15 protein-coding genes and 1 pseudogene are annotated in these 18970 nt (G+C 64.1%); 5 read left to right on the top strand and 11 right to left on the bottom strand.

The window, feature by feature from the left end; genetic code table 11:
* Nucleotides 1-17 precede the first annotated feature (17 nt).
* The 8 genes and pseudogenes from AC5Y4C_RS10670 to AC5Y4C_RS10635 all read right to left on the bottom strand — a co-directional run bounded on the left by AC5Y4C_RS10670 (nucleotide 18) and on the right by AC5Y4C_RS10635 (nucleotide 9803).
* A pseudogene (locus AC5Y4C_RS10670) lies at nucleotides 18-1279 on the bottom strand (cytochrome P450).
* A 45-nt stretch (nucleotides 1280-1324) separates the two neighbouring features.
* Nucleotides 1325-2542, bottom strand: a complete 1218-nt coding sequence (locus AC5Y4C_RS10665; protein ID WP_499962941.1) for a cytochrome P450 — start codon at nucleotides 2540-2542, stop codon at nucleotides 1325-1327.
* A 10-nt stretch (nucleotides 2543-2552) separates the two neighbouring features.
* The gene (locus AC5Y4C_RS10660) at nucleotides 2553-4001 is read right to left on the bottom strand and encodes an aldehyde dehydrogenase family protein (protein ID WP_499963014.1); all 1449 of its coding nucleotides are present in this window, start codon (nucleotides 3999-4001) and stop codon (nucleotides 2553-2555) included.
* Nucleotides 4002-4021: 20 nt separating this feature from the next.
* Nucleotides 4022-4912: an SDR family oxidoreductase gene (locus AC5Y4C_RS10655; protein WP_499962943.1), complete on the bottom strand. Its 891-nt coding sequence runs from the start codon at nucleotides 4910-4912 to the stop codon at nucleotides 4022-4024.
* On the bottom strand, nucleotides 4909-6033 hold the full coding sequence (locus tag AC5Y4C_RS10650) for a spirocyclase AveC family protein (RefSeq protein ID WP_499962945.1): 1125 nt from the start codon (nucleotides 6031-6033) through the stop codon (nucleotides 4909-4911). The genes AC5Y4C_RS10655 and AC5Y4C_RS10650 overlap by 4 nt, the downstream gene beginning before the upstream one ends.
* 4 nt (nucleotides 6034-6037) lie before the next feature.
* Nucleotides 6038-7150, bottom strand: coding sequence for an ABC transporter substrate-binding protein (locus AC5Y4C_RS10645; RefSeq protein ID WP_499962947.1), 1113 nt, complete (start codon nucleotides 7148-7150; stop codon nucleotides 6038-6040).
* Nucleotides 7151-7339: 189 nt separating this feature from the next.
* Nucleotides 7340-8140: a CbbQ/NirQ/NorQ/GpvN family protein gene (locus tag AC5Y4C_RS10640; RefSeq protein WP_499962949.1), complete on the bottom strand. Its 801-nt coding sequence runs from the start codon at nucleotides 8138-8140 to the stop codon at nucleotides 7340-7342.
* Complete coding sequence (locus AC5Y4C_RS10635) at nucleotides 8133-9803, bottom strand: nitric oxide reductase activation protein NorD (protein ID WP_499963016.1); 1671 nt, start codon at nucleotides 9801-9803, stop codon at nucleotides 8133-8135. Before AC5Y4C_RS10635 ends, AC5Y4C_RS10640 begins: the two co-directional genes overlap by 8 nt.
* A gap of 127 nt (nucleotides 9804-9930) precedes the next feature.
* Here AC5Y4C_RS10635 and AC5Y4C_RS10630 point away from each other — a divergent pair, with 127 nt between their 5' ends.
* From AC5Y4C_RS10630 to AC5Y4C_RS10620, 3 genes are all read left to right on the top strand, one after another.
* Nucleotides 9931-10860, top strand: a complete 930-nt coding sequence (locus AC5Y4C_RS10630) for an SDR family NAD(P)-dependent oxidoreductase (RefSeq protein WP_499962951.1) — start codon at nucleotides 9931-9933, stop codon at nucleotides 10858-10860.
* A gap of 147 nt (nucleotides 10861-11007) precedes the next feature.
* Nucleotides 11008-12279, top strand: coding sequence for a TetR/AcrR family transcriptional regulator (locus tag AC5Y4C_RS10625; RefSeq protein WP_499962953.1), 1272 nt, complete (start codon nucleotides 11008-11010; stop codon nucleotides 12277-12279).
* Nucleotides 12280-12457: 178 nt separating this feature from the next.
* Complete coding sequence (locus AC5Y4C_RS10620; RefSeq protein ID WP_499908623.1) at nucleotides 12458-13300, top strand: SDR family oxidoreductase; 843 nt, start codon at nucleotides 12458-12460, stop codon at nucleotides 13298-13300.
* A 15-nt stretch (nucleotides 13301-13315) separates the two neighbouring features.
* On the opposite strand, the gene AC5Y4C_RS10615 is transcribed toward AC5Y4C_RS10620, so the two are convergent.
* Nucleotides 13316-14389, bottom strand: coding sequence for an NAD(P)H-dependent amine dehydrogenase family protein (locus tag AC5Y4C_RS10615; protein WP_499962955.1), 1074 nt, complete (start codon nucleotides 14387-14389; stop codon nucleotides 13316-13318).
* A gap of 12 nt (nucleotides 14390-14401) precedes the next feature.
* On the bottom strand, nucleotides 14402-15388 hold the full coding sequence (locus AC5Y4C_RS10610; protein WP_499962957.1) for an LLM class flavin-dependent oxidoreductase: 987 nt from the start codon (nucleotides 15386-15388) through the stop codon (nucleotides 14402-14404).
* Nucleotides 15389-15505: 117 nt separating this feature from the next.
* On the opposite strand from AC5Y4C_RS10610, the gene AC5Y4C_RS10605 reads away from it, so the two are divergent.
* Together AC5Y4C_RS10605 and AC5Y4C_RS10600 are read left to right on the top strand one after the other, a co-directional pair.
* Nucleotides 15506-16609, top strand: coding sequence for an NAD(P)H-dependent amine dehydrogenase family protein (locus AC5Y4C_RS10605; RefSeq protein ID WP_499962959.1), 1104 nt, complete (start codon nucleotides 15506-15508; stop codon nucleotides 16607-16609).
* Between the two features lie 94 nt (nucleotides 16610-16703).
* Nucleotides 16704-17066, top strand: coding sequence for a hypothetical protein (locus AC5Y4C_RS10600; protein ID WP_499962961.1), 363 nt, complete (start codon nucleotides 16704-16706; stop codon nucleotides 17064-17066).
* 4 nt (nucleotides 17067-17070) lie between these two features.
* On the opposite strand, the gene asnB is transcribed toward AC5Y4C_RS10600, so the two are convergent.
* Nucleotides 17071-18900: an asparagine synthase (glutamine-hydrolyzing) gene (gene asnB, locus AC5Y4C_RS10595; protein ID WP_500008372.1), complete on the bottom strand. Its 1830-nt coding sequence runs from the start codon at nucleotides 18898-18900 to the stop codon at nucleotides 17071-17073.
* Nucleotides 18901-18970 lie beyond the last annotated feature (70 nt).

The raw sequence follows: 18970 nt of genomic DNA, 5'->3' as shown, positions 1-18970 counted from the left end.
CGAGCAGTTTGGCTACTTCACAGCACAGGCGTGAACTCCAGGTGCAGTGCGGTCATACCGCGCAGGATGAAAGTCGGCTCGTATTCGTAGCGGCGGCCCTCAGCCGGACCATGCGCTGCCTCGTCGATCGTGATGTCGGCCATTCGGTCGAGGATGCGGTTCAGCGAGATGCGGCCTTCGGCACGGGCGAGCGGTGCACCTGGGCACGAGTGGCTGCCGCGACCGAACGCCACGTGCTCACGTACGTTCGGCCGGTCGATCCGAAACTCATGGGGCTCTTCGAATTTCGACGGATCACGGTTGCACGCGCCGGGCAACAGCATCATCGTGGTGCCTGCGGCGACCGGCACGTCACCGACCGTCGTGGAATGACGCGCCAGCCGGAAGTGGCTCTTGACGGGGCTTTCCAGCCGCAGCGTCTCCTCGAGGAACGTAGGAATCAGGCTTCTGTCTGTGCGGAGCAGGTCTTGGAGATCGGGCCGCTCGCCGAGTATCCGTAGTGCCGCGCTCAGCAGTTTCGTCGTGGTTTCCTGGCCGGCGGAGAAGACGAACGTGGCCAGGTGAACGACATCGATCACGTCGGGTGTCGATCCGTCGGGGTATTTGGCCAGCGCCAGAGCGGTCAGCACGTCGTCACGCGGTTCGCGCCGACGGTCGACCACCAGCTTGGTGAAGGTGTCGTCGAGCCACACCAGCGGGTTGTGCGCCGGCGAATCATCATCGAGCGCACCGACGATCTCGCCCATCATGGCTTCCCGGAATTCCTCGTGGTCCTTCTCCGGGACACCGAGCAGGTCGGCGATGACCAGGGTGGAGAACGGCCTGGCGTAGTCCTCGAGGAACTCGCATGATCCGCGATCGACGAATGTGTCGAGCTGCTGATCGGCCAGCCGCCACATGAAGTCTTGTTCTCCTTGAGCCGCTTCGGAGTCAGCAGTCGGCTCAGCAGTGCCCGAGTGCGGGTGTGTTCCGGCGGGTCTTGAGTGACGATGTGCTCGCTCATCGGGATCTTGTCGCGATACTTGGCGATCAATTCGCCGATGTCGTCGCTGTCGGATTCGAACGAGACTCCGGCGAACGGACCGGCGACCGATACGCAGGCCGAGAACGCATCCTCCTTGTACACCGTGCACGCTTCCTTGTGACCGGTGACAGCCATGACGCCGTAACGGGATTCGCGCGACACGGGGCATTTGGACCGCAGGTAGTCGAAGTACGGATACGGGTTGGGTACCAACGATTGGTCCGAGAAGAAGTCGACCGAGTCGAAATCGCTCACTTAAACTCCTTCCGCGCGGCCACGACCCGACCGTCGAACCGCAGTTCAGCCATGCGGGACGTCGAAGAGGATCGGCACAGACGTCGGCGATCGAAACGCTTGGCCACGGATATGCGGATCGTCGGCCGCAGGGTCGAGCCGCAGGTTCGGCAGGCGGTCGAGCAGCAGGTTCAACGCCACGCGCATCTCCAGGCGGGCGAGATGCATGCCGAGACAAACGTGGACGCCGTGCCCCCATCCGATGTTCGGCTTGGGTTCGCGGAAGATGTCGAAGCGGTCGGGATCCGGGAATCGCTCCTCCTGCCGATTCGCCGCGCCCAGCACGGGCATCACCGAGCAGCCGGCCGGGATCTTCACGCCACCGAGTTCAGTATCGCGACTCGCCACCCGCGTGATCATGATCAGTGGCGGCTCCCACCGCACGCCCTCCTCAATCGCCTGCGCCAACAAGGAGCGGTCGTTGCGCACCGCGTCGAGCTGGTCGGGATTGGACAACAAACCGAACAGCAGGTTTCCCAGTGCGCGATAAGTGGTTTCGACCCCGGCGGGAAGCAGCAACCGCAGGAACGAGAAGATCTCGTCGTCAGAGAGACGCTCGCCGTCGATCTCCGCTGCGGCCAACCGACTGATGAGGTCTTCGCGGGGCTTCTCGCGGCGGGCGGCCAGGATCGGCCTGAAATACTCGGCCAGCGCCTGCGAGGCTTGACGTCCACGCTCGGCGTTGACGGTGAACGCCAGCAACGAGATCGACCAGCGCTGAAACTGCGGATAGTCCTCCTGGGGAAGACCGAGTAGCGCCGCGATGATCCGCGTCGGATAGGGAAAGTTGAACTCCTTCACCAGGTCTGCGCTGCCCCGGCCGACGAATCGGTCGATCAACTCGTTGGCGACCTTGGCGATCAATTCGTCTTCCCAGTGCGCCAATGCCTTCTGCGAGAACGCCTTTGCGACGAGCGCACGGTGCCGACCGTGCTCCGGTTCGTCCATGCCGAGCATGACGTGCTTGCCGAACACGTCGCCGAAGGCTTGGATGATGATCGACGACGAGAACGTCTCGTTGTCGCGCAACATCTGCTGGGCGTCTTCGTAGCGATACACCATGAAGATCGGCTTGCCTTCTTGGCCTGGCATTCCCGGGATCTCGATGCGCTGCACCGGTTCTTCGCGACGCAACCGCGCGAGCTCGGTGTACGGGTCACGAACCGCGCCCGACACGAAGTCGTCGAATGATCCAAAATCCTCGAGATCATCGAAAAGCTGCATGGTGACTCCCTTAGCTGGCCGGGTAGGCGACCGTCTTGATTTCGGTGTACTGGTCGAACCCGGCGACGCCGTTCTGGCGGCCGACGCCGCTTTCCTTGTAGCCGCCGAATGGTGAGTCGGCGCCATAGGCCGCCGTGCCGTTCAAGCCGATGAAGCCCGCGCGGATCCGCCGTGCGACCGCGATCGAGTGCTCGACCGAGCCGGACATGACGTTGCCGGCCAACCCGTACATGCTGTCGTTGGCGATGCGGACCGCATCGTCCTCGTCGTCGAACGGGATCACACAGAGCACCGGCCCGAAGATCTCCTCCTGGGCGATGGTCATCTTGTTGTCGACGTCGGTGAAAAGCGTTGGTCTGACGAAGAATCCCTTGTCGAAGCCGGTGGGCGCATCGGGTCCGCCCACCAGGCACGTCGCGCCTTCCTCGATGCCCTTCTGGATGTAGCCGAGCACGCGCTGGCGCTGCTTGTCCGAGATGACCGGCCCGCACAACGTGCCGGGGTCCTGCGGATCGCCGGGCATCACGCCCTCGTACATCGCCTTGAGCATCGCCACCCCCTCGTCGTAGCGGGAGCGCGGCAGGAGCAGTCGGGTCGGATTGGCGCAGCCCTGGCCGGCGTGCATACACGGAGCGATGCCGATTGCGCACGCCATGCCGAGGTCGGCATCTTCCAGCACGATGGTCGCCGACTTGCCGCCGAGCTCCAAGAACAGCCGCTTCATGGTGGCGGCGCCCTTTTCCATGATGCGCTTCCCGACGACCGTGGAGCCGGTAAACGAAATCAGGTCCACTTTGGGCGAGAGTGTCAGCTCCTCCCCCACGAAGTGATCCGAGGCGGTGACGACGTTGACGACTCCTGCTGGGATGTCGGTGAATTCGGCGATCAGCCGGCCGATTCGTGTCGCGTTGAACGGCGTATTCGGTGCGGGTTTGAGCACCACCGTGTTGCCGGTGGCCAGCGCCTGAGCCAGCTTGTGAATAGTGACTTCGAACGGGAAGTTCCACGGCACGATCGCGCCGACCACGCCCACCGGCTCCCGCCACACCTTGCGCCGGGTGTTTTGCCCGGTGAGGGACACGAACCTGTCACCGAGGTCGGTCTCCCAGTGGTATTCGTCGATCAGCTGGGCGGGATATTTGAGGGCGTCTTCCAGCGGAGCGTCGAGCTGAGGACCGAACGTGATCGCGCGTGGGCATCCGACCTCTTGGATCAGCTCCTCGCGCAGCTCTTCTTTTTCCTTCTCCAGCGCGTCGTGCAGTTGCAGCAGGCAGCGCTTACGCAGTTCGCGGTTCGTCGACCAGTCGGTCTCGTCGAAAGCGCGCCGTGCGGCATCGATGGCGCGATGCATGTCGGCTTTCGACGCGTCTGCGACCTCTCCGATGACTTCTTCGGTGGCCGGGTTGATGTTGGGGAACGCGCCCGCTTGTCCGTCGACGAGCTTGCCGTCGATCATCATCCGCGATTCGAAGCGCACCGTCATCTCAGCTCACTTTCGTCGGTTCTCAATCCGCCGGTTCTCGGAAGGCCCATCATCAGCCGAATCATGTGATGCAGCGCCGCCGCAGGCAGTAAACGATTGGCAGCCAACAACATCCGGGCATCCGGTCCCACCGGCCGTCGGACGAATGGCGCGGTGGCGTCCAAGGCCTTCTCCAGTCCGGCGGCGAAACGCTCGGGCGAGCGCGCGGTGATCCTCATCGCGAATCGTCCGCGGCGATCCATGGTGGCGTGATGACGCGCATACGGTCCGTCGAAGTCGCGGCAATCAGACGTGCCCGCATCGGTGATGATGTCGGTGTCGTAGGTGCCGGTCACCAGAACGGTCACGCCGAGGCCGAATGGTGCTATCTCAGCGGCCAGCGACTCACCCCACCGTTCCAGTGCGCCTTTGGCCGCCGAATACGGCGCGATCGCCGGCATGCCGCGGACACCACCTTGGCTGGAAACCAGCACGATCCGGCCCCGGCCTGCTTTGCGCATGGCAGGCAGCAATGCGGTTGTGAGCGCCACGGGGCCGAAAATGGTGGTTTGAAACATCTTTTCCCACAGGCTGATCGGAGTCTCCTCCACCATGCCGGCGGCCGAGATGCCGGCATTGTGCACGAGCGCGTACGGCGCACCGACCGCCTCTTCGATCATTTTGGCCGCTGCGGTCACTGACGTGGGGTCGGTCAGGTCGAGCGGTACGCAGATCAACCGTGGATCGTCAGAGGCGGCACCCGTGGCGTCCCGAAGCCGCTGCCAGCCGGCCTCGGCCGAGCGCATCGCCGCCACCACTTGCCATCCGCTCTTGTACAGGCGGGTTGCCGACGCGAGCCCGAGTCCTCGTGAGGCACCGGTGATGACGACGCTGCGCGGTTGGGTCATGGTGTGGGCGCACACCTATTGCTCTTGGCGCCCAGCTCCACGTCCGGCCGCCCGTTGGGCTGCGCGCTCATCCAGGTGGACCAGATGCCCACCGAATAGGGGCCCGGTTGACCGTTCTCCTCGTAAAAGCCTTGAGGGTCATAGACTTTGGCTTCCGGATACGGCCATGGGCAGGCAACGGACGTCGCGGTCCGGGTCCACTTGATGATTGCGAAACCGGTTCCATACGCGAAGTAGGCGATGTTGACGATCACGAACATGACCGCGAACATCCCGAGCGTCGGGCGATTCGGGAATATGCGGGCCCGCCGGGCAAGCTTCTCCGCCACGGTACGGCCGGTGTCGTCGCGGTACAGCAGCACGCCGGCCGGGATCATCACGAACGTCACCATCACGGTTTCCCAGATGAACGGGAATTGGTATGTCTCTCCGGCGAAAACGGAGCCGAACGGAATGACTTGCGAGTAGATGTAGAAGCCGGTGCGTACTAGCGTGATCTCGAGCATGGCGTCGATCAGGATGCCGATCGGCAAGATGATCAATGCCAGGCTGATCAGCGGATGGCGCCACACGAACGAGTCGACGGGCCGGCGCGCCTGGATCTTGCGCAGAATCCAGATCGCGGGGAAGTACGGACCCAGATAGAACATGATGTAGCCGATCACCAGGAACGGTTCCACCGTCGGCGACAAAGACACCAGCGGCCAATCTTCGGGCCAGTGCCACAGTTCCGGGTTGTACACCGCGTACGGTGACCAGTTCATGATCGGGTCTTGCCAGACGATCAACGTGGTCACGATGCCCATCAGCAGCACCGGGTGAGCTCCGTGTCGGCGCCAGGCCACTACGTACACGATCACGATGATCGACATCGAGACGATCGTGAAGATCTGGAAGAGATCCAGCCAATGGTGGAAGCCGAACAGCGGTTCCACCGGGCGCGGAGCGCCCGCTACCTCCGGGTTGCGAATCCGCGGTGATACGGCGCCTTTTCGTGCGTTGACGGCAATGAGCGCGAGCAGGATCAGGGCAACGGCGATCCACACGGCGCCGATCCATGATGTCTTCTTCGATTCGGCCGGCGGAGTTTCGGGCGGTGGTGTGGCTTGCGTCGTCGTCATCTGCTTATTCCTCACCGAATCGGTCGACCAGATGTGAGTTCACGCCGTCGGCGTCGAGCTTGCGTGCGACGAGGTAGCCCGCTCCCATCCATGCCCTGCGGATCCAATTTCCGAACGTGACTCGGGTTCCTGGCGCACCGGATGCGGCCGGCATCATCTTCACCCTTTCGAGGGCTTCCTTCACGCCGCGCGGGCTCAACGGATGTGCGTCACTGAGCGCCCGAAGCAGCGTCATCGCGACGTCACGGTTCACCACCGTCACACACCACTCGGGGCGCCGGCCGTATGCCTCGTTGTAGTCGTCGAGGAACTTCTGCCCTACTTGGTTGCCTTCGTCGTACTGGTCGACGCCGACCCACCCCATGAACGCATTCCACATGATCGGGTTCAGCCAGGCGTTCTGGAAGGCGGTGCCGCAGAACCGCGGCGGATCCCAGTCGAGCGCTTCGAGTGCAGGGTTGACGAAGACGATTCCGAACCCGAAGCCGCAGTGCACGATCGCGGGCGCCTTGGCTTCGTAGAGCGCGCGGACCGCATCGGTGACGTCTTGACCTGTCTGCGCAATCGACGCTTCGGCGACGATGCGAATGCCTTTGTGCTTACAGGCTTTCCGGAAGTAGCCCAGATAAGTCTCGCCGACCAAGGATCGCTCGTAGAGCACGCCGACTTCCCTGTGGCCGCCTTTGGCCAGCAGGTCTGTCCAGAAAATCGGTTCGTCAGTCATCGATCCTTGCGGGAACGAGAAGAACCACTCGCCCAGCGCCTCGTCGGACCCCGTGACGCTGATGCACGGCACTTTGAAACGTTCGTTGATTGCTTCGACCGTGGGGACGCAGTTGTCGGTGATGTGCGGACCGAAGATGGCCAGGCAGCCCTCGTCGCACAGTTCGCCGTAGGCGTCGATCACGGCCTTGACCGAACCCTTCGGCAGTCCCTCGACCTCCCGGTAGATGATCTCGATCGGCCGGTCGATCAGTCCTTGCTCGACGCCCTGCTTGAACACCAGATCGAACGGTTGAGTCAGGTCTTGGAAGTAGGTCTCTGGAAAGCCTTCTGGCAGTTTGAAGTCCATGAGATAGCCGATCTTGACCGGCAAGGCGGTGCTCTCGTAGGACATGGGACCTCCGTGTATGCGACGCACGAGCGCCGATCGGCGATGAAAACCTAATATTTGTTCAGACCCTAGCGGCAGCGATCGGCACCGTCAATCGTCGGCACGCGTCAGATGCGTCGCCCAGAGCGACGTTTTGCAGGTCCCCACTCGAACTTTCCCTGTGAAACGTTGCTTTCGCGGGCGCCACGGTCATCACGCCGGCTCGTCGGAAAGGTATGCGTCGATCATCTCCACTAGTCCGCGGGTCACCAGCGAGTCGTCCGTCAACGGGCCGATGATCGCCGCCCGGGCGGCTTCTCGAGGGCTCACCCCTTCGGCAATGAGCCGACCCGCCGCGATCAAGACTCTGGTAGAGGCCACTTCCCGCAGTCCGGCAGTGTCGAGCCGACGAATTGCATGCCCGAATCGCACGAGTTGTGCCGCCTTGTCGTGGTCGACGCCGGCCTCACACGCGACGATCTTCTCCTCGATGTCCGATGCCGGGAATCCCAATTCGATGGCGACCATCCGTTGCCGGGTCGAGTCCTTGAGATCCTTCAGAACACTCTGATAGCCAGGGTTGTACGACACCACCAAGCAGAATTCCGGCGCAGCGTCCAGCGTGACGCCCAGGCGCTCGATCGGCAGCTGGCGGCGATGGTCGGCCAGGGGATGAAGCACCACCGTGGTGTCCTGCCGTGCCTCGACCACCTCGTCGAGATAGCAGATCGCACCTTCTCTGACGGCTCGCGCCAACGGGCCGTCCACCCAATCGGTCTCACCGCCGCGCAACAGAAACCTGCCGACCAGATCGGCCGTGGTGAGATCGTCGTGGCAGGCAACGGTGATCAGCGGACGCCCGAGGTCGTGCGCCATCGCCTCGACGAAACGCGTCTTACCGCATCCCGTCGGCCCTTTCAGCAGAATCGACAGTCCTTGCCGATAGGCCGCCTTGAAGACAGGCTCCTCGTTGCCTACCGGCACGTAGTAGGGGCGAACGGCATTGTCAGGCATCATTTCCCTTCTGCTGCTTGGAGACTCGTCGTCGGATGTCGGCGGATTGCAATGCCATCCGGAACAGCGGCCCGACCATTCGGTTGAGCTGGTCGAGCCGATGGATGGTCGCGTGGGCGGCGCTGCCGAAAACGCGCTTGAGTTCCTCTGCATCTGTGCCGGCTCCGATGGTCAAGCAGACACAACCCGTGCCGTTGTGGCGGGCTTCGGCAAGGGCGCGGCGCGCATCAGCCGCGCCGTATGTGCGCTCGTAGCCATGGTCGTATGCCAGCCCGTCCGACAGCACGACCAGTAACCGCCGCGCTGTGCCGCCCTGTTGCTCGAGCACGGCCGTGCCATGCCGGATCGCCGCGCCGAGCCGTGAGTACGCGCCGGGTGTCAAGGCACGCAGGCGCCGCATCATCAGCGTGTCGACATCGTCATCGAAGCGTTTGACCGGCATGACTTGGACGGCGGAGCGGCCCTGCGAGTGAAAGGCGTAGAGCGCCACGCGGTCTCCGAGGTCGTGGAGTGCGACGGTCAGCGCGGCGGCCGCGGATCGTTGTTGTTCGTGGACGGTCTGACCGACGGCGCCGGGCTCGGCGACCGAACCGGAGATGTCGAGCAGAATCATCACGGAAAGCTCTCGCCGAAGCCGAAGGCTGTCGAGGTAGGCGGCTTCGTCGGGTGCCGACCCGGCCATTACCTCGACGCGTGCTTCCACCGCCGCGTCGATGTCGATGTCGTCGCCCTGAGGCTGCCGGTGACAGTGATCCAGGCCCATGCCCAGGCGCGCGAGCGGCCGGCGTAATCCGTACGCCTCCGCTGATCCCAGCGACGTGTCGTCGGCCTTCGGGTGGGGCTCGACCTCCTCGACCGTGCACCACCTCGGGCGGTAACGCCGTCGATGTACGTCCCATTCGTGATACTTCGTGCCTTCGTGATCGTCGTTCCCGTCGTCGGCGACATCTGTTTGACCGGTCGAGAGCACCGCGGTGACGTTGCCTGGCGTGCCGGAGCGGGTGCGGTGAGTCGGCGCATCGGCGCCGGGTGAACCGCCCTCGCCGAGTTGGCGGACCACGCCGAGCATCTTCTGCAGCAGCCGGCCGATCGCGCCGCCACCGCCGACCGGACTCGAGAAGAGGTCGATGGTGTCTTTGCCGTGGCGGTCGTCGTCCTCTTCGTCGAGTTCGGGTAGCGGATTCTCGCGCTGGCGGTGCGGGGAATACTCGCCGCCTGGCTGCAGATTCTCAGTATTTCCCTCGCTGGCCAACAGCTTTCGTGTCTGGATCGCGCCGAAGATCTCGGGCGGGTCGGCGATCGGTTCTCGGCTTTGCGCCACGGCGAGCGACCCCGCAGGTGAATCGCTGCGGGCCGCTGCGTCCCGAGCAACCAGCGAGCGGGCAAAAGGGGGCAAGAGATCGTCGTTGGCCGCCAGCGCCCGATGGCCTTCCACGGCCAGATACCGTCGTGCCAGACCTGGCCGCCGCTTGAACCTTCGGACGATGTCCGGTTCGAGGCTGCCCGCCGCGAGCAACGAGGCCTGCACGGCGAGCGCATTGCGCTGATCGCGCGGCGCAATTCCCGGGTCGATGAACACTGTGGTGCCGTCCGTCCACGACAATTCGCCGTGCTCGGCGGAGGCAACCTGCAGCGGACGGCCGGACAGCGCGGACGCCAGCATGTTCAACCGCGCGTAGCCGTCGTCGCCGGCGTCGTTGCTCGTCAAGACATTCCTCGCGTTGACCAAATATCTGTTCCACCGTAGGGTCCGATGACGGCACAGTCAATCGCAGTGATTCGAGGGACACATGATCGACTTCACCGGACAGGTTGCGATCGTCACCGGCGCGGGACGCGGCCTCGGGCGACTGTATGCCCTCGAGTTCGCGCGGCGCGGGGCTTGCGTTGTAGTCAACGACCTCGGTGCAACCATGCACGGCGAAGGGTCAGACCCCAGTGTCGCCGAGCAGGTCGTCGACGAGATCGCACGTGCGGGTGGCGTCGCGGTTGCATCGCACGACTCGGTGGACGGCCCCGCCGGCGCAGAAGCGATCGTCGACACCGCCGTAGACCGCTTCGGGCGGTTAGACGCAGTGGTGAGCAACGCAGGGATTTTCAACTGCGTTGCATTCGAGGATCTTTCGCACAATGACTGGCGGCGCATGTTGGGCGTTCATCTCGACGGCGCGTTCTACCTGAGCCAGCCTGCGTACCGGGTGATGAAGTCGCAGGGCTACGGCCGCTTCGTCTTCATTTCGTCGTCGGCCGGAATGTTCGGTCAGCACTTGGAGGCTCACTACGCCGCCGCCAAGGCAGGTCTCGTGGGGCTGGCCAACGTCATCGCCCTCGAGGGCGCACCACACGGGATTCTCGCCAACACGGTGCTACCGTTCGGCTTCTCCAGAATGGTGACGGAAACGCTCGGCGATCCGAAAGCCCTTGAGGAGTCGGGATTCCTGAAGGCAATCAATCCCGAGCTCGTCACGCCGATCGTCGTCTATCTCGCTAGTCGAGCCTGTGAATGCAGTCATCGTAATTATTCTGCTTTCGGCGGCCGCTTTGCCCGCGTATTCGTCGGCCTCGCCGAGGGATGGCTCAGCGAACCCGGCAGCGATCCGACAGCTGACGACATCGAAGCACATCTGGCGGAAGTTTCGGCGACGGAGCCGTTCACGGTCCCCGAGTCGATCTACGAAGAGGTGTTCGCGGTGTCCGAGCGGCTGGGCATCGCCACGTAGCCCGAGACACCGCCGCAAACGTGCGGCGTATCTATCGCAGTCCACAGCCCTGGTCGTGCCCGCGCCGAAAGGACCATCCACCTGGTAATCTGTACCAAACTCTTGGTTCCTCGCGGGAATGGAGCCAACGAAGTCCCGGGAGGTGTTGTGGCGCTTGAACATCCGTCTGGCGCTGACGACGCCCAGGGTAGCCGGCGCACCGAGGTGCTCGAAACGGCGGCGTCGCTGATCGCGTCCTCCGGTCTGCGCACCTCCCTCCAGGAAATCGCTGACGCCGCGGGAATCCTGCCCGGCAGTTTGTACCACCACTTCGAATCCAAGGAAGCCATCCTCGTCGAGCTCATTCGGCGGTACCACGCCGACTTGGATCGCATCGGCAGACAAGCCCTCGACAAACTGGACGAACCGGACTCGCGCTCCGCGTCGGAAAAGATCGTGGAATTGGGCTCGGCGATCGCACGTTGCGCGGTCAAGCACCGGGCAGCGCTGCAGATGTCGTTTTATGAGGCTCCCAGCTCCAACCAGGAGCTCGTCAAACTGCTTGACGAGCCACCCACTGCTGTGCAGCAGGCGATGCTGCAGACGCTGCGAGCCGGCAGGTGGAGCGGCTACATCCGACCCGAGATCGACCTTCCCACGCTTGCCGATCGCATTTGTCAGAACACCATGCACGCCGGCCTCGACGTCATTCGCCACAACTTCTCACCCGACCGGGTTGCTACCGTTCTGTGCCGAATAATGTTGCAGGGTCTGGCAGCTCGCCCGCCCAGCGATGCCGAACTGGACCGCTCCAACGCCTTCACCGCTGCCGAGGAGGCCATCAAGACCTGGATCGAGGAGACGGCTGCCGAGGCTGACGACAAAGGCGCCCACGTGCGTGCGGTGGCGCGCGCAGAGTTCGGCCGCAAGGGTTACGAGGTGACGACGATCCGCGACATCGCTTCGGCGGCGGGACTGGGCACCGGCACGGTCTATCGGTTGATCGGCTCCAAAGACCAGCTTCTGGCCAGCATCATGTTGTCGTTCGGCACCAAAGTCGGCGGCGGATTTGCGGCTGTGCTGGGTTCGGATTCGTCTCCGATCGAGAAGCTCGACGCGCTGAGCTGGGTCTTCATCAACGCGCTGGACCAATTTCCCGACGAGTGGAAGATCCAACTGGCGTGGATGCGCCAGTCGCCGCCCGACACTCCTAATCCGGGGCTGTTGTTCACCGAGCGGATGCGTCAACTGAAATCGCTTCTATCCCAAGGGATCAAGTCCAAGGAGATACGGGTCGACTGCCCATCCATAGAGCTGCTGTCGCGTTGCGTGATGGACGTCTTGTGGATGCCCGAGAACATCGTGCGTGGTCTGGGAACGCGGGCGGCGCTCATCCTGGCGCGCGACACCGTCGTGCGCGGGGTTGCCGAGCGCAGTTAGGACAGTTTGACGGGCAGCCGGGCCCACCCTCGGACGCTTGCGGTGTGCGCTTTCGCCGCGTTGCCGGCTGGAACCTGCCACACTGAATCCTCGGGTCGACCACATCTGGAACCAAAGATATGTTCCTCGTATGGTAACGATGTTTCCCCTGCAGCGGCGGGCTCTTGGAGAGGATGACATGACTGGAATCGAGCAATTCCGCTACGACAACAAGCGGGCACTCGTGGTGGGTGGTGCCACCGGTATGGGAGCCGCGGCCGCCAAGCAGGCCAAGGAGCTCGGCGCAGAAGTGGTCGTGATGGATTACGCCCCAATCAGCTATCCGGTCGACAAGGCGATTTCCGTCGACCTCCGCGACCCGGCATCGATCGACGCCGCGCTCAGGGAAGTGGGTGGCCCGGTGCATGCGGTCTTCTCTGCCGCCGGTGTGGCCGACGGACCGGACCTCATGCGCATCAACTTCATCGGCCATCGCCACCTGATCGACCAGCTCTTCGCCAATGACCAACTCCCCCGCGGCTCGGCCATCTGTTTCATCTCGTCGCTGGCGGGGCTGGGCTGGGAGAACGACCTTCCGCGCATCCAGGAGTTCTTGGCGACACCCGATTACGAGGCGGCGCAGCAGTGGGTAGCCGCGCACGAATCCGAAGGTTTCCTTCACTACGGCTTTTCCAAGCAGGTGATCAACGCGTACGTGGCGATTCAGTCCTACCCGTTCATCAAGCGGGGCGTTCGGATCAACGCGATCTGCCCGGGTCCCACCGATACTCCGCTGGCGCAGGCCAACGCAGATCTGTGGCTTTCGTTCGCTCAGGATTACCGTGACGCCACCGGATGCAAGGTGCACACCCCCGACGAGATGGCCAGCGCGATGATCTTCCTCAACAGCGACGCGGCCAGGGCCGTCAGCGGCATCAATCTTCTCGTGGACAACGGGCACGCGATGGCGTCGATCACCGGCTCCTACGCCCCCGGCAAGCCGATCCTCGACTTGATCATGGGCAAGGTCTCGCTCGGCTGACCGCGGCGGGCTAATTCATCCGAAAGCGTGCCGGGGCAGCGTCATCGGCAGGTCAAGTGAACTCAGAAGTCCCGCAGGCGCTTTCACGACATAAGGGATGGCGTTGACGACGCGCATGGCGGTGCCGGTCATTGCGGCCCGGCCCGCAGCGCGGCCCTCCGCGGCGCCCATGGTCATCGAACAGTGGATGTCGGGATCGCCCTCGATGTCCACGCGATAGGTCGCGTCGTATTCCGAATCGGGCCAGTCCGGGGCGACATCGCGGGCCATCCGGATGATGTGCTCGACGACGATCGCGTCCTTTCCGTCGACGACTCCGGCGACTCGCGTGCGTACTGCTCCGCATGTGCCGGCTTTGATCGTGCCGAATGCGACTTCGATGTCTCTGTCTGTGACCCGACGGTCCAGCGAGCCCGTGACCTCGCAAATGTCGACGCCGAGACCGTCCGCAATAAGGTAAATTGGTGCGCCCCAAGCCATTTGCATGAATCCGGGTGTCTTGAGCATCGGCTCGAAATTCAGCGGCCGGCCGAACCCCATCCCGTCCATCATCACCTCGGCGACGGGATAGTGGTCGTTGAGCGCGACTTCGGTGACGGTCAATGTCCGGATGGTCTTGGACTGTGTCGACAGCAGCAGCGCGAGGTGATCTGACGCAAAGCCCGGAAAGATGCCTGAGACGTAGAACGAGACGTTGGCAGACTTCGATGCGGCCTCGAGTTGATCGTGCCATTCCTTCGCGAAGTAGGCGGGCGGGTAGACCAGGCTGGTGGACGTCGTCGACACCACGTTGATGCCGGCCTCGAGCAACCGCAGATAGTCGGGAACCGCGGCGGCGTCACGCTCCGGGCCGCTCGCGGCATACACGACGCAGTCGGGCTGCAGCGCGATCAGCGCCTCGGCGTCGTTGCTCGCCGCGATCCCGACGGGTTCCCCACCCGCGAGCTCGCCGGCATCGCGGCCGACCTTGTCCGGTGAATGCACCCACACGCCCACCAATTCGAGGTCCGGCCGGTGCCGGACCGCATCGACAGCGATAGAACCCACACCACCGGTCGACCAGACGACGACGCGAATTGGCTTGGTCACGAACAGTTCTCCTCAGCCGGTTCTGGATACCTGAGCCCGCTCGAGGGCGCTCGCTGCACGTTCGAGGTAGGGCCATGCCAGCTGTGGCGGTAGTCCGCCGCACAGTGGCAGCAGCTGCAACCCCCGCCCACCGGCGACGTAAGCGCTCGCTTCGTCGACCGTGAAAATGCGGTACGGACTCGGGCCCGCCCGAAGTTCGTCGACGCTTCGGGCACGCGAAATGCTGGCCACTGTCTCGTCGCCGTGCCGGTACGCGGCGGCGGTCACCGCATCGTGGAGCAGATATTGGCCGAGTTCGTCCCACGCGCGATCGACGTCGTCGGCGACGAACACCGCCGTGGGGGCATTGCTATCGGGGAACTGGACCATACCCGGATGGCGGCCGTTTGCGCGGCACTGCGCTTCGTAAAAGTCCTTGAGCGCAGGCGAATTTACTTGGGAGATGAACCCAAGCCCATAGCGGGCCGCCCGTTTCGCAGCCGCAGCACTGCCGCCTGCGATCATGATCAGCGGACCACCGGGGGTCACGCACGGCGGGGTTACGTGGATGCGGCGGCCATCGTGGTCGACCGGCTGACCTTTGAGCAGCGCCAGCAGCAGTCCCAATTTCTCGTCGGCGAGCATGCCGCGTCGGGGGATGTCGACGCCGAAGTGTTCATACTCCTGCGCGCGGTGCCCGATGCCAAACGCGTAGAGGACCCGCCCCTTGCTGATGTTGTCCAGCACACTGATCTCTTCGGCGAGGCGCACTGGGTCCCAGAATGGAATCACCACGGCGGCGAGCAGAATCGCCAACCGTTCGGTGCGCGCGGCGATCGCGGATGCCAGGATCGTCGGCGCGGGTAGATGGCCGTCCTCGGCGCCATGGTGCTCGGACAGCACCGCCACGACTGCGCCCCTCGTCTCCGCCCACGCGCACATCTCGATGGCGGCGCTATAGAGCTCGGGGGCCGAGGCGCCGATGGCCGGGGCGCGCATGTCGAACCGCAGCGTGATCATCCGGGCCGCGACTCTACGCCGGAACAGATGTTTGGTCTAGTGTGAGCCCAGAGTGACCGGCTCCGCTGCACCAGTCGGCGAGTCCGGACCGGTCTAGTGATCAATCGAAGGAGAGCTATGGCGTCAGCCGCGAAGCGAGTAGTCGTGTGGTCCACGGGCGGCATCGGGTCCATCGCGATCCGCGCCATTTCGCGCCGACCTGATCTCGAGCTGATCGGGGTCTGGGTGCACTCGGACGAGAAGGTCGGCAAGGACGCCGGGGAACTGGCCGGCGGTGAATCTATCGGGGTGGCCGTGACCAACGACGCCGATGCGTTGATTGCGCTCAAGCCCGACTGCGTCGTGTATGCCGCAAGCGGACCGGAGCGCGACGCCATCGCAATCCCGGACTATGTACGGCTCCTCGAATCAGGCATCAACGTCGTCACGACGAGCACGACGCGCTTGGTCAATCCGTCGGCATACGAGCCGGCGGAATGGCGAGACCAGATGGCGGCCGCCGCGAAGACGGGCCAGGCGTCCCTCTACGCCTCGGGAATCGAACCGGGGTTCGCCGCCGACTATCTGCCGCTGGTACTGATGACCCAGTCGGCCTCGATCGAAAAGGTTCACGCATACGAGATCGGAATGTACGACGACTACGGGGTCGCAGACATCATGATCAACGGCATGGGCTTCGGACAGCCACTCGAATACACGCCGTGGGTCAGCCTCCCCGGTGCCATCGCCGGAGAGTGGCAGGGCCAGATCCGGCTCGTCGCCGAGGCATTGGGTGTCGAGGTCGAGGAAATCCGCGAGAACTTCGACCGTAGGACGACAGATCGGACTTTCGACGTAGCGTTCGGCACCGTGGAAGCCGGAACCTGCGCCGCGCTGCGCATGCAGGCGATCGGCGTCGTCGACGGGCGCGAAGCGATCGTGATCGAACACGTGACTCGGCTGGCGCACGATGTCGCACCGGAATGGCCGCAGGGCATCGGCGACATGTCCTACCGAGTGGTGATCCAGGGCCAGCCGGACATCGACTGCACGATGGCAGTGAGCCTCCGGGATCGTGAACGCGCCGGTATTTCGGGCATGGCCGCCGGCGCGGGGGCAATGGTCGCCACCGCGATGCGCGTCGTGAATGCAATTCCACACGTGGTCGAGGCGCCCCCGGGATTGCTCAGCTCGCTCGATCTGCCGCTGACACTTCCGCGCAACGCCTTCGCTTCTGCATGAAAGCGCACGCTTCGTCTCGACCAGTTTTCCGCCGCGGCACACCGGTCAGACGGATACGCTCGGTTCGACGCGGCGAAATGTTGGAGGGCAAGTCATGCGCAAGCTCGCGCTGATGGCGGCCGGCGTGGCGCTGCTGTGTGCCGCAGCAGCACCGGCGTCAGCTGACCCGGTCATCTATCCCCCGCGCTACGGCAGCAGCGGAATCTACGCTGTCGGCGGGCGGACGGTCGAGGGCCTCACCGCGTCGATCCCGCCCGGGCATTACCGCGTCGACCCGGCGCCGGGAATCTTCAAAGCTCCAGGCTTTTGGCTGCGATGCAGCGGAGTGCCGTGCTCGCCGACCAATCCCGAGCACATCATCGCCACCGGCGACTATCCCGACAGCACGCTGATGGAGATCCTGCCCAGCGACACCGCGGTCTACCTGTTCAACGTGACGCTTAACTTCCTCGGCTGACGCATCAGAACACGATCTCCGGGCGGTACAGGTCCAGCCACACCGCCAGGTCCAGGACCCGTTCGATGCGTGTCCGGTCCACCGGCTGCAGCGTCGCGGCATCCAACCGGGTGATGTTCTCCAGTGCCTCGCGGTCGACCAGGTTGAACAGCCCGTCGTCCCCGGAACCCAGAAGGTCCTTGGCGTGTGCCTGAATGGCGGCGCCATATTGCGGATCGGAGGTCGACGGGTACGGGCTCTTCACGCGGTTCACCACCGACTCGGGCAGCACGTCGCGCGTTGCGCCCCGCAGCAGGCTCTTCTCCCGGCCGTCATAGGTCTTCAACGACCATGGTGTGTTGTACACGTATTCGACGAGGCGGTGGTCGCAGAACGGCACCCGCACCTCCAGCCCGACGGCCATGCTCATCCGGTCCTTGCGGTCCAACAGGATTCGCACGAACCGGGTGAGGTGCAGGTAGCTCATCACCCGCATCCGGTGCGTGAAATCGTCCTCCTCGTCGAGGCGCTGGACTTCGCCGACAGCTTGGGTGTAGCGGTCGCGCATGAACGTGTCGAGATCGACGGCGGATCGCACTGCCGGCGTGAGGATCTCGCCGCTGGTGTCGATCGGGCCGTCGCCGATCGCGATCCACGGGAAAGCATCCGTCTGCTGGACCTGCGGATCGTGGAACTGCCGGTAGCCGCCGAAGATCTCGTCTGCCGACTCCCCCGACAGCGCCACCGTCGACTTCTGACGAATCGCCTTGAACAGCAAGTAAAGTGACGCGTCCATGTCGCCGAGTCCGAGCGGCATGTCCCGAGCGCCGACAACTTTGCGGCGGAGATCCATGTCGGCGAGCTGGTTGTGATCGAGGACGATGTCGGTGTGGTCAGAGCCGACATGCTTGGCCACGTCGTGCACGTACGGCGTATCCATGGTCTGGCGCATCGCGGTGGGCGTGAAGTTCTCGGCCTGGTTGACGAAGTCGACGGCGAAGGTACGCACCGGCTCGCTGAGCTCGCGTGCCGACAGTGCCGTGATGGCGCTGGAATCCAAGCCGCCGGACAGCAGGACGCATTCCGGAACGTCGGCGACGAGCTGGCGACGGACGATGTCGTCGAGCAGCTCGCGCACCTTACCAACGGTGGTGTCGCGGTCGTCGGTGTGAACCTTGGATTCGAGGCGCCAGTAGGTGCGTTCGCGCACGCCGCGCTCGTCCACAGTGACGATGCTGCCGGGCTCGACCTCCTGCATCCCTTTCCACACTGCGTGTTTGGGGGTCTTGACCGGGACGAGGATCTCACGCAGACCGTCGATGTCGACGACCCGTTTGGCAAGGGGGTTCGCCAAGATCGCCTTCGGCTCGCTGCCGAACAGCACGCCGTGCGGCGTGGGATAGAAGTAGAACGGCTTGATGCCCATCCGGTCGCGGATCATCACGAGCTTGCGGTCGCGGGAGTCCCAGATCGCGAACGCGTACATGCCGTTGAGTCGGTCGGCCACGGCTTCGCCCCACTGAAGGTAGCCGCGCAGCACAACCTCGGTATCACTGGAGGTGTGGAACGTCTCCCCCTTGGCGATCAGCTCGTCGCGCAGTTCGGTGAAGTTGTAGGCCTCCCCTGAATAGACCATGACGACGTCACCCTGCGGGGTGGTCACCGACATGGGTTGCGCGCCACCAGGGATGTCGATCACGGCAAGGCGCCGGTGCCCGAGGGCGGCGTTGTGGTCCGACCACACGCCGGAGGCGTCCGGCCCGCGGCAGGCCATGGTCTGCGTCATCGCGTCGATGGTCGCGCGCTCGCGCGAGAGGTCTCGGGAAAAGTCCACCCACCCGGTGATGCCGCACATGCCGTTACCTCCGTTTGTTTCGGGGACGTAACTACATTGGTATCCTATATAAATCCCAGGCGCACCGTGA

The organism is Mycobacterium sp. NGS35 (assembly GCF_059812855.1).
The sequence above is the reverse complement of the archived record's forward strand: the minus strand, read 5'-3'. Positions and strand labels throughout refer to the sequence as shown.

Bases quoted from the DNA above. Each gene is read 5' to 3' on its own strand.
- AC5Y4C_RS10665 (WP_499962941.1), bottom strand. From the start codon at position 2,542: ATGCAGCTTTTCGATGATCTCGAGGATTTTGGATCATTCGACGACTTC.
- AC5Y4C_RS10660 (WP_499963014.1), bottom strand. From the start codon at position 4,001: ATGATGATCGACGGCAAGCTCGTCGACGGACAAGCGGGCGCGTTCCCC.
- AC5Y4C_RS10655 (WP_499962943.1), bottom strand. From the start codon at position 4,912: ATGACCCAACCGCGCAGCGTCGTCATCACCGGTGCCTCACGAGGACTC.
- AC5Y4C_RS10650 (WP_499962945.1), bottom strand. From the start codon at position 6,033: ATGACGACGACGCAAGCCACACCACCGCCCGAAACTCCGCCGGCCGAA.
- AC5Y4C_RS10645 (WP_499962947.1), bottom strand. From the start codon at position 7,150: ATGTCCTACGAGAGCACCGCCTTGCCGGTCAAGATCGGCTATCTCATG.
- AC5Y4C_RS10640 (WP_499962949.1), bottom strand. From the start codon at position 8,140: ATGCCTGACAATGCCGTTCGCCCCTACTACGTGCCGGTAGGCAACGAG.
- AC5Y4C_RS10635 (WP_499963016.1), bottom strand. From the start codon at position 9,803: ATGCTGGCGTCCGCGCTGTCCGGCCGTCCGCTGCAGGTTGCCTCCGCC.
- AC5Y4C_RS10630 (WP_499962951.1), top strand. From the start codon at position 9,931: ATGATCGACTTCACCGGACAGGTTGCGATCGTCACCGGCGCGGGACGC.
- AC5Y4C_RS10620 (WP_499908623.1), top strand. From the start codon at position 12,458: ATGACTGGAATCGAGCAATTCCGCTACGACAACAAGCGGGCACTCGTG.
- AC5Y4C_RS10610 (WP_499962957.1), bottom strand. From the start codon at position 15,388: ATGATCACGCTGCGGTTCGACATGCGCGCCCCGGCCATCGGCGCCTCG.
- AC5Y4C_RS10605 (WP_499962959.1), top strand. From the start codon at position 15,506: ATGGCGTCAGCCGCGAAGCGAGTAGTCGTGTGGTCCACGGGCGGCATC.
- AC5Y4C_RS10600 (WP_499962961.1), top strand. From the start codon at position 16,704: ATGCGCAAGCTCGCGCTGATGGCGGCCGGCGTGGCGCTGCTGTGTGCC.
- asnB (WP_500008372.1), bottom strand. From the start codon at position 18,900: ATGTGCGGCATCACCGGGTGGGTGGACTTTTCCCGAGACCTCTCGCGC.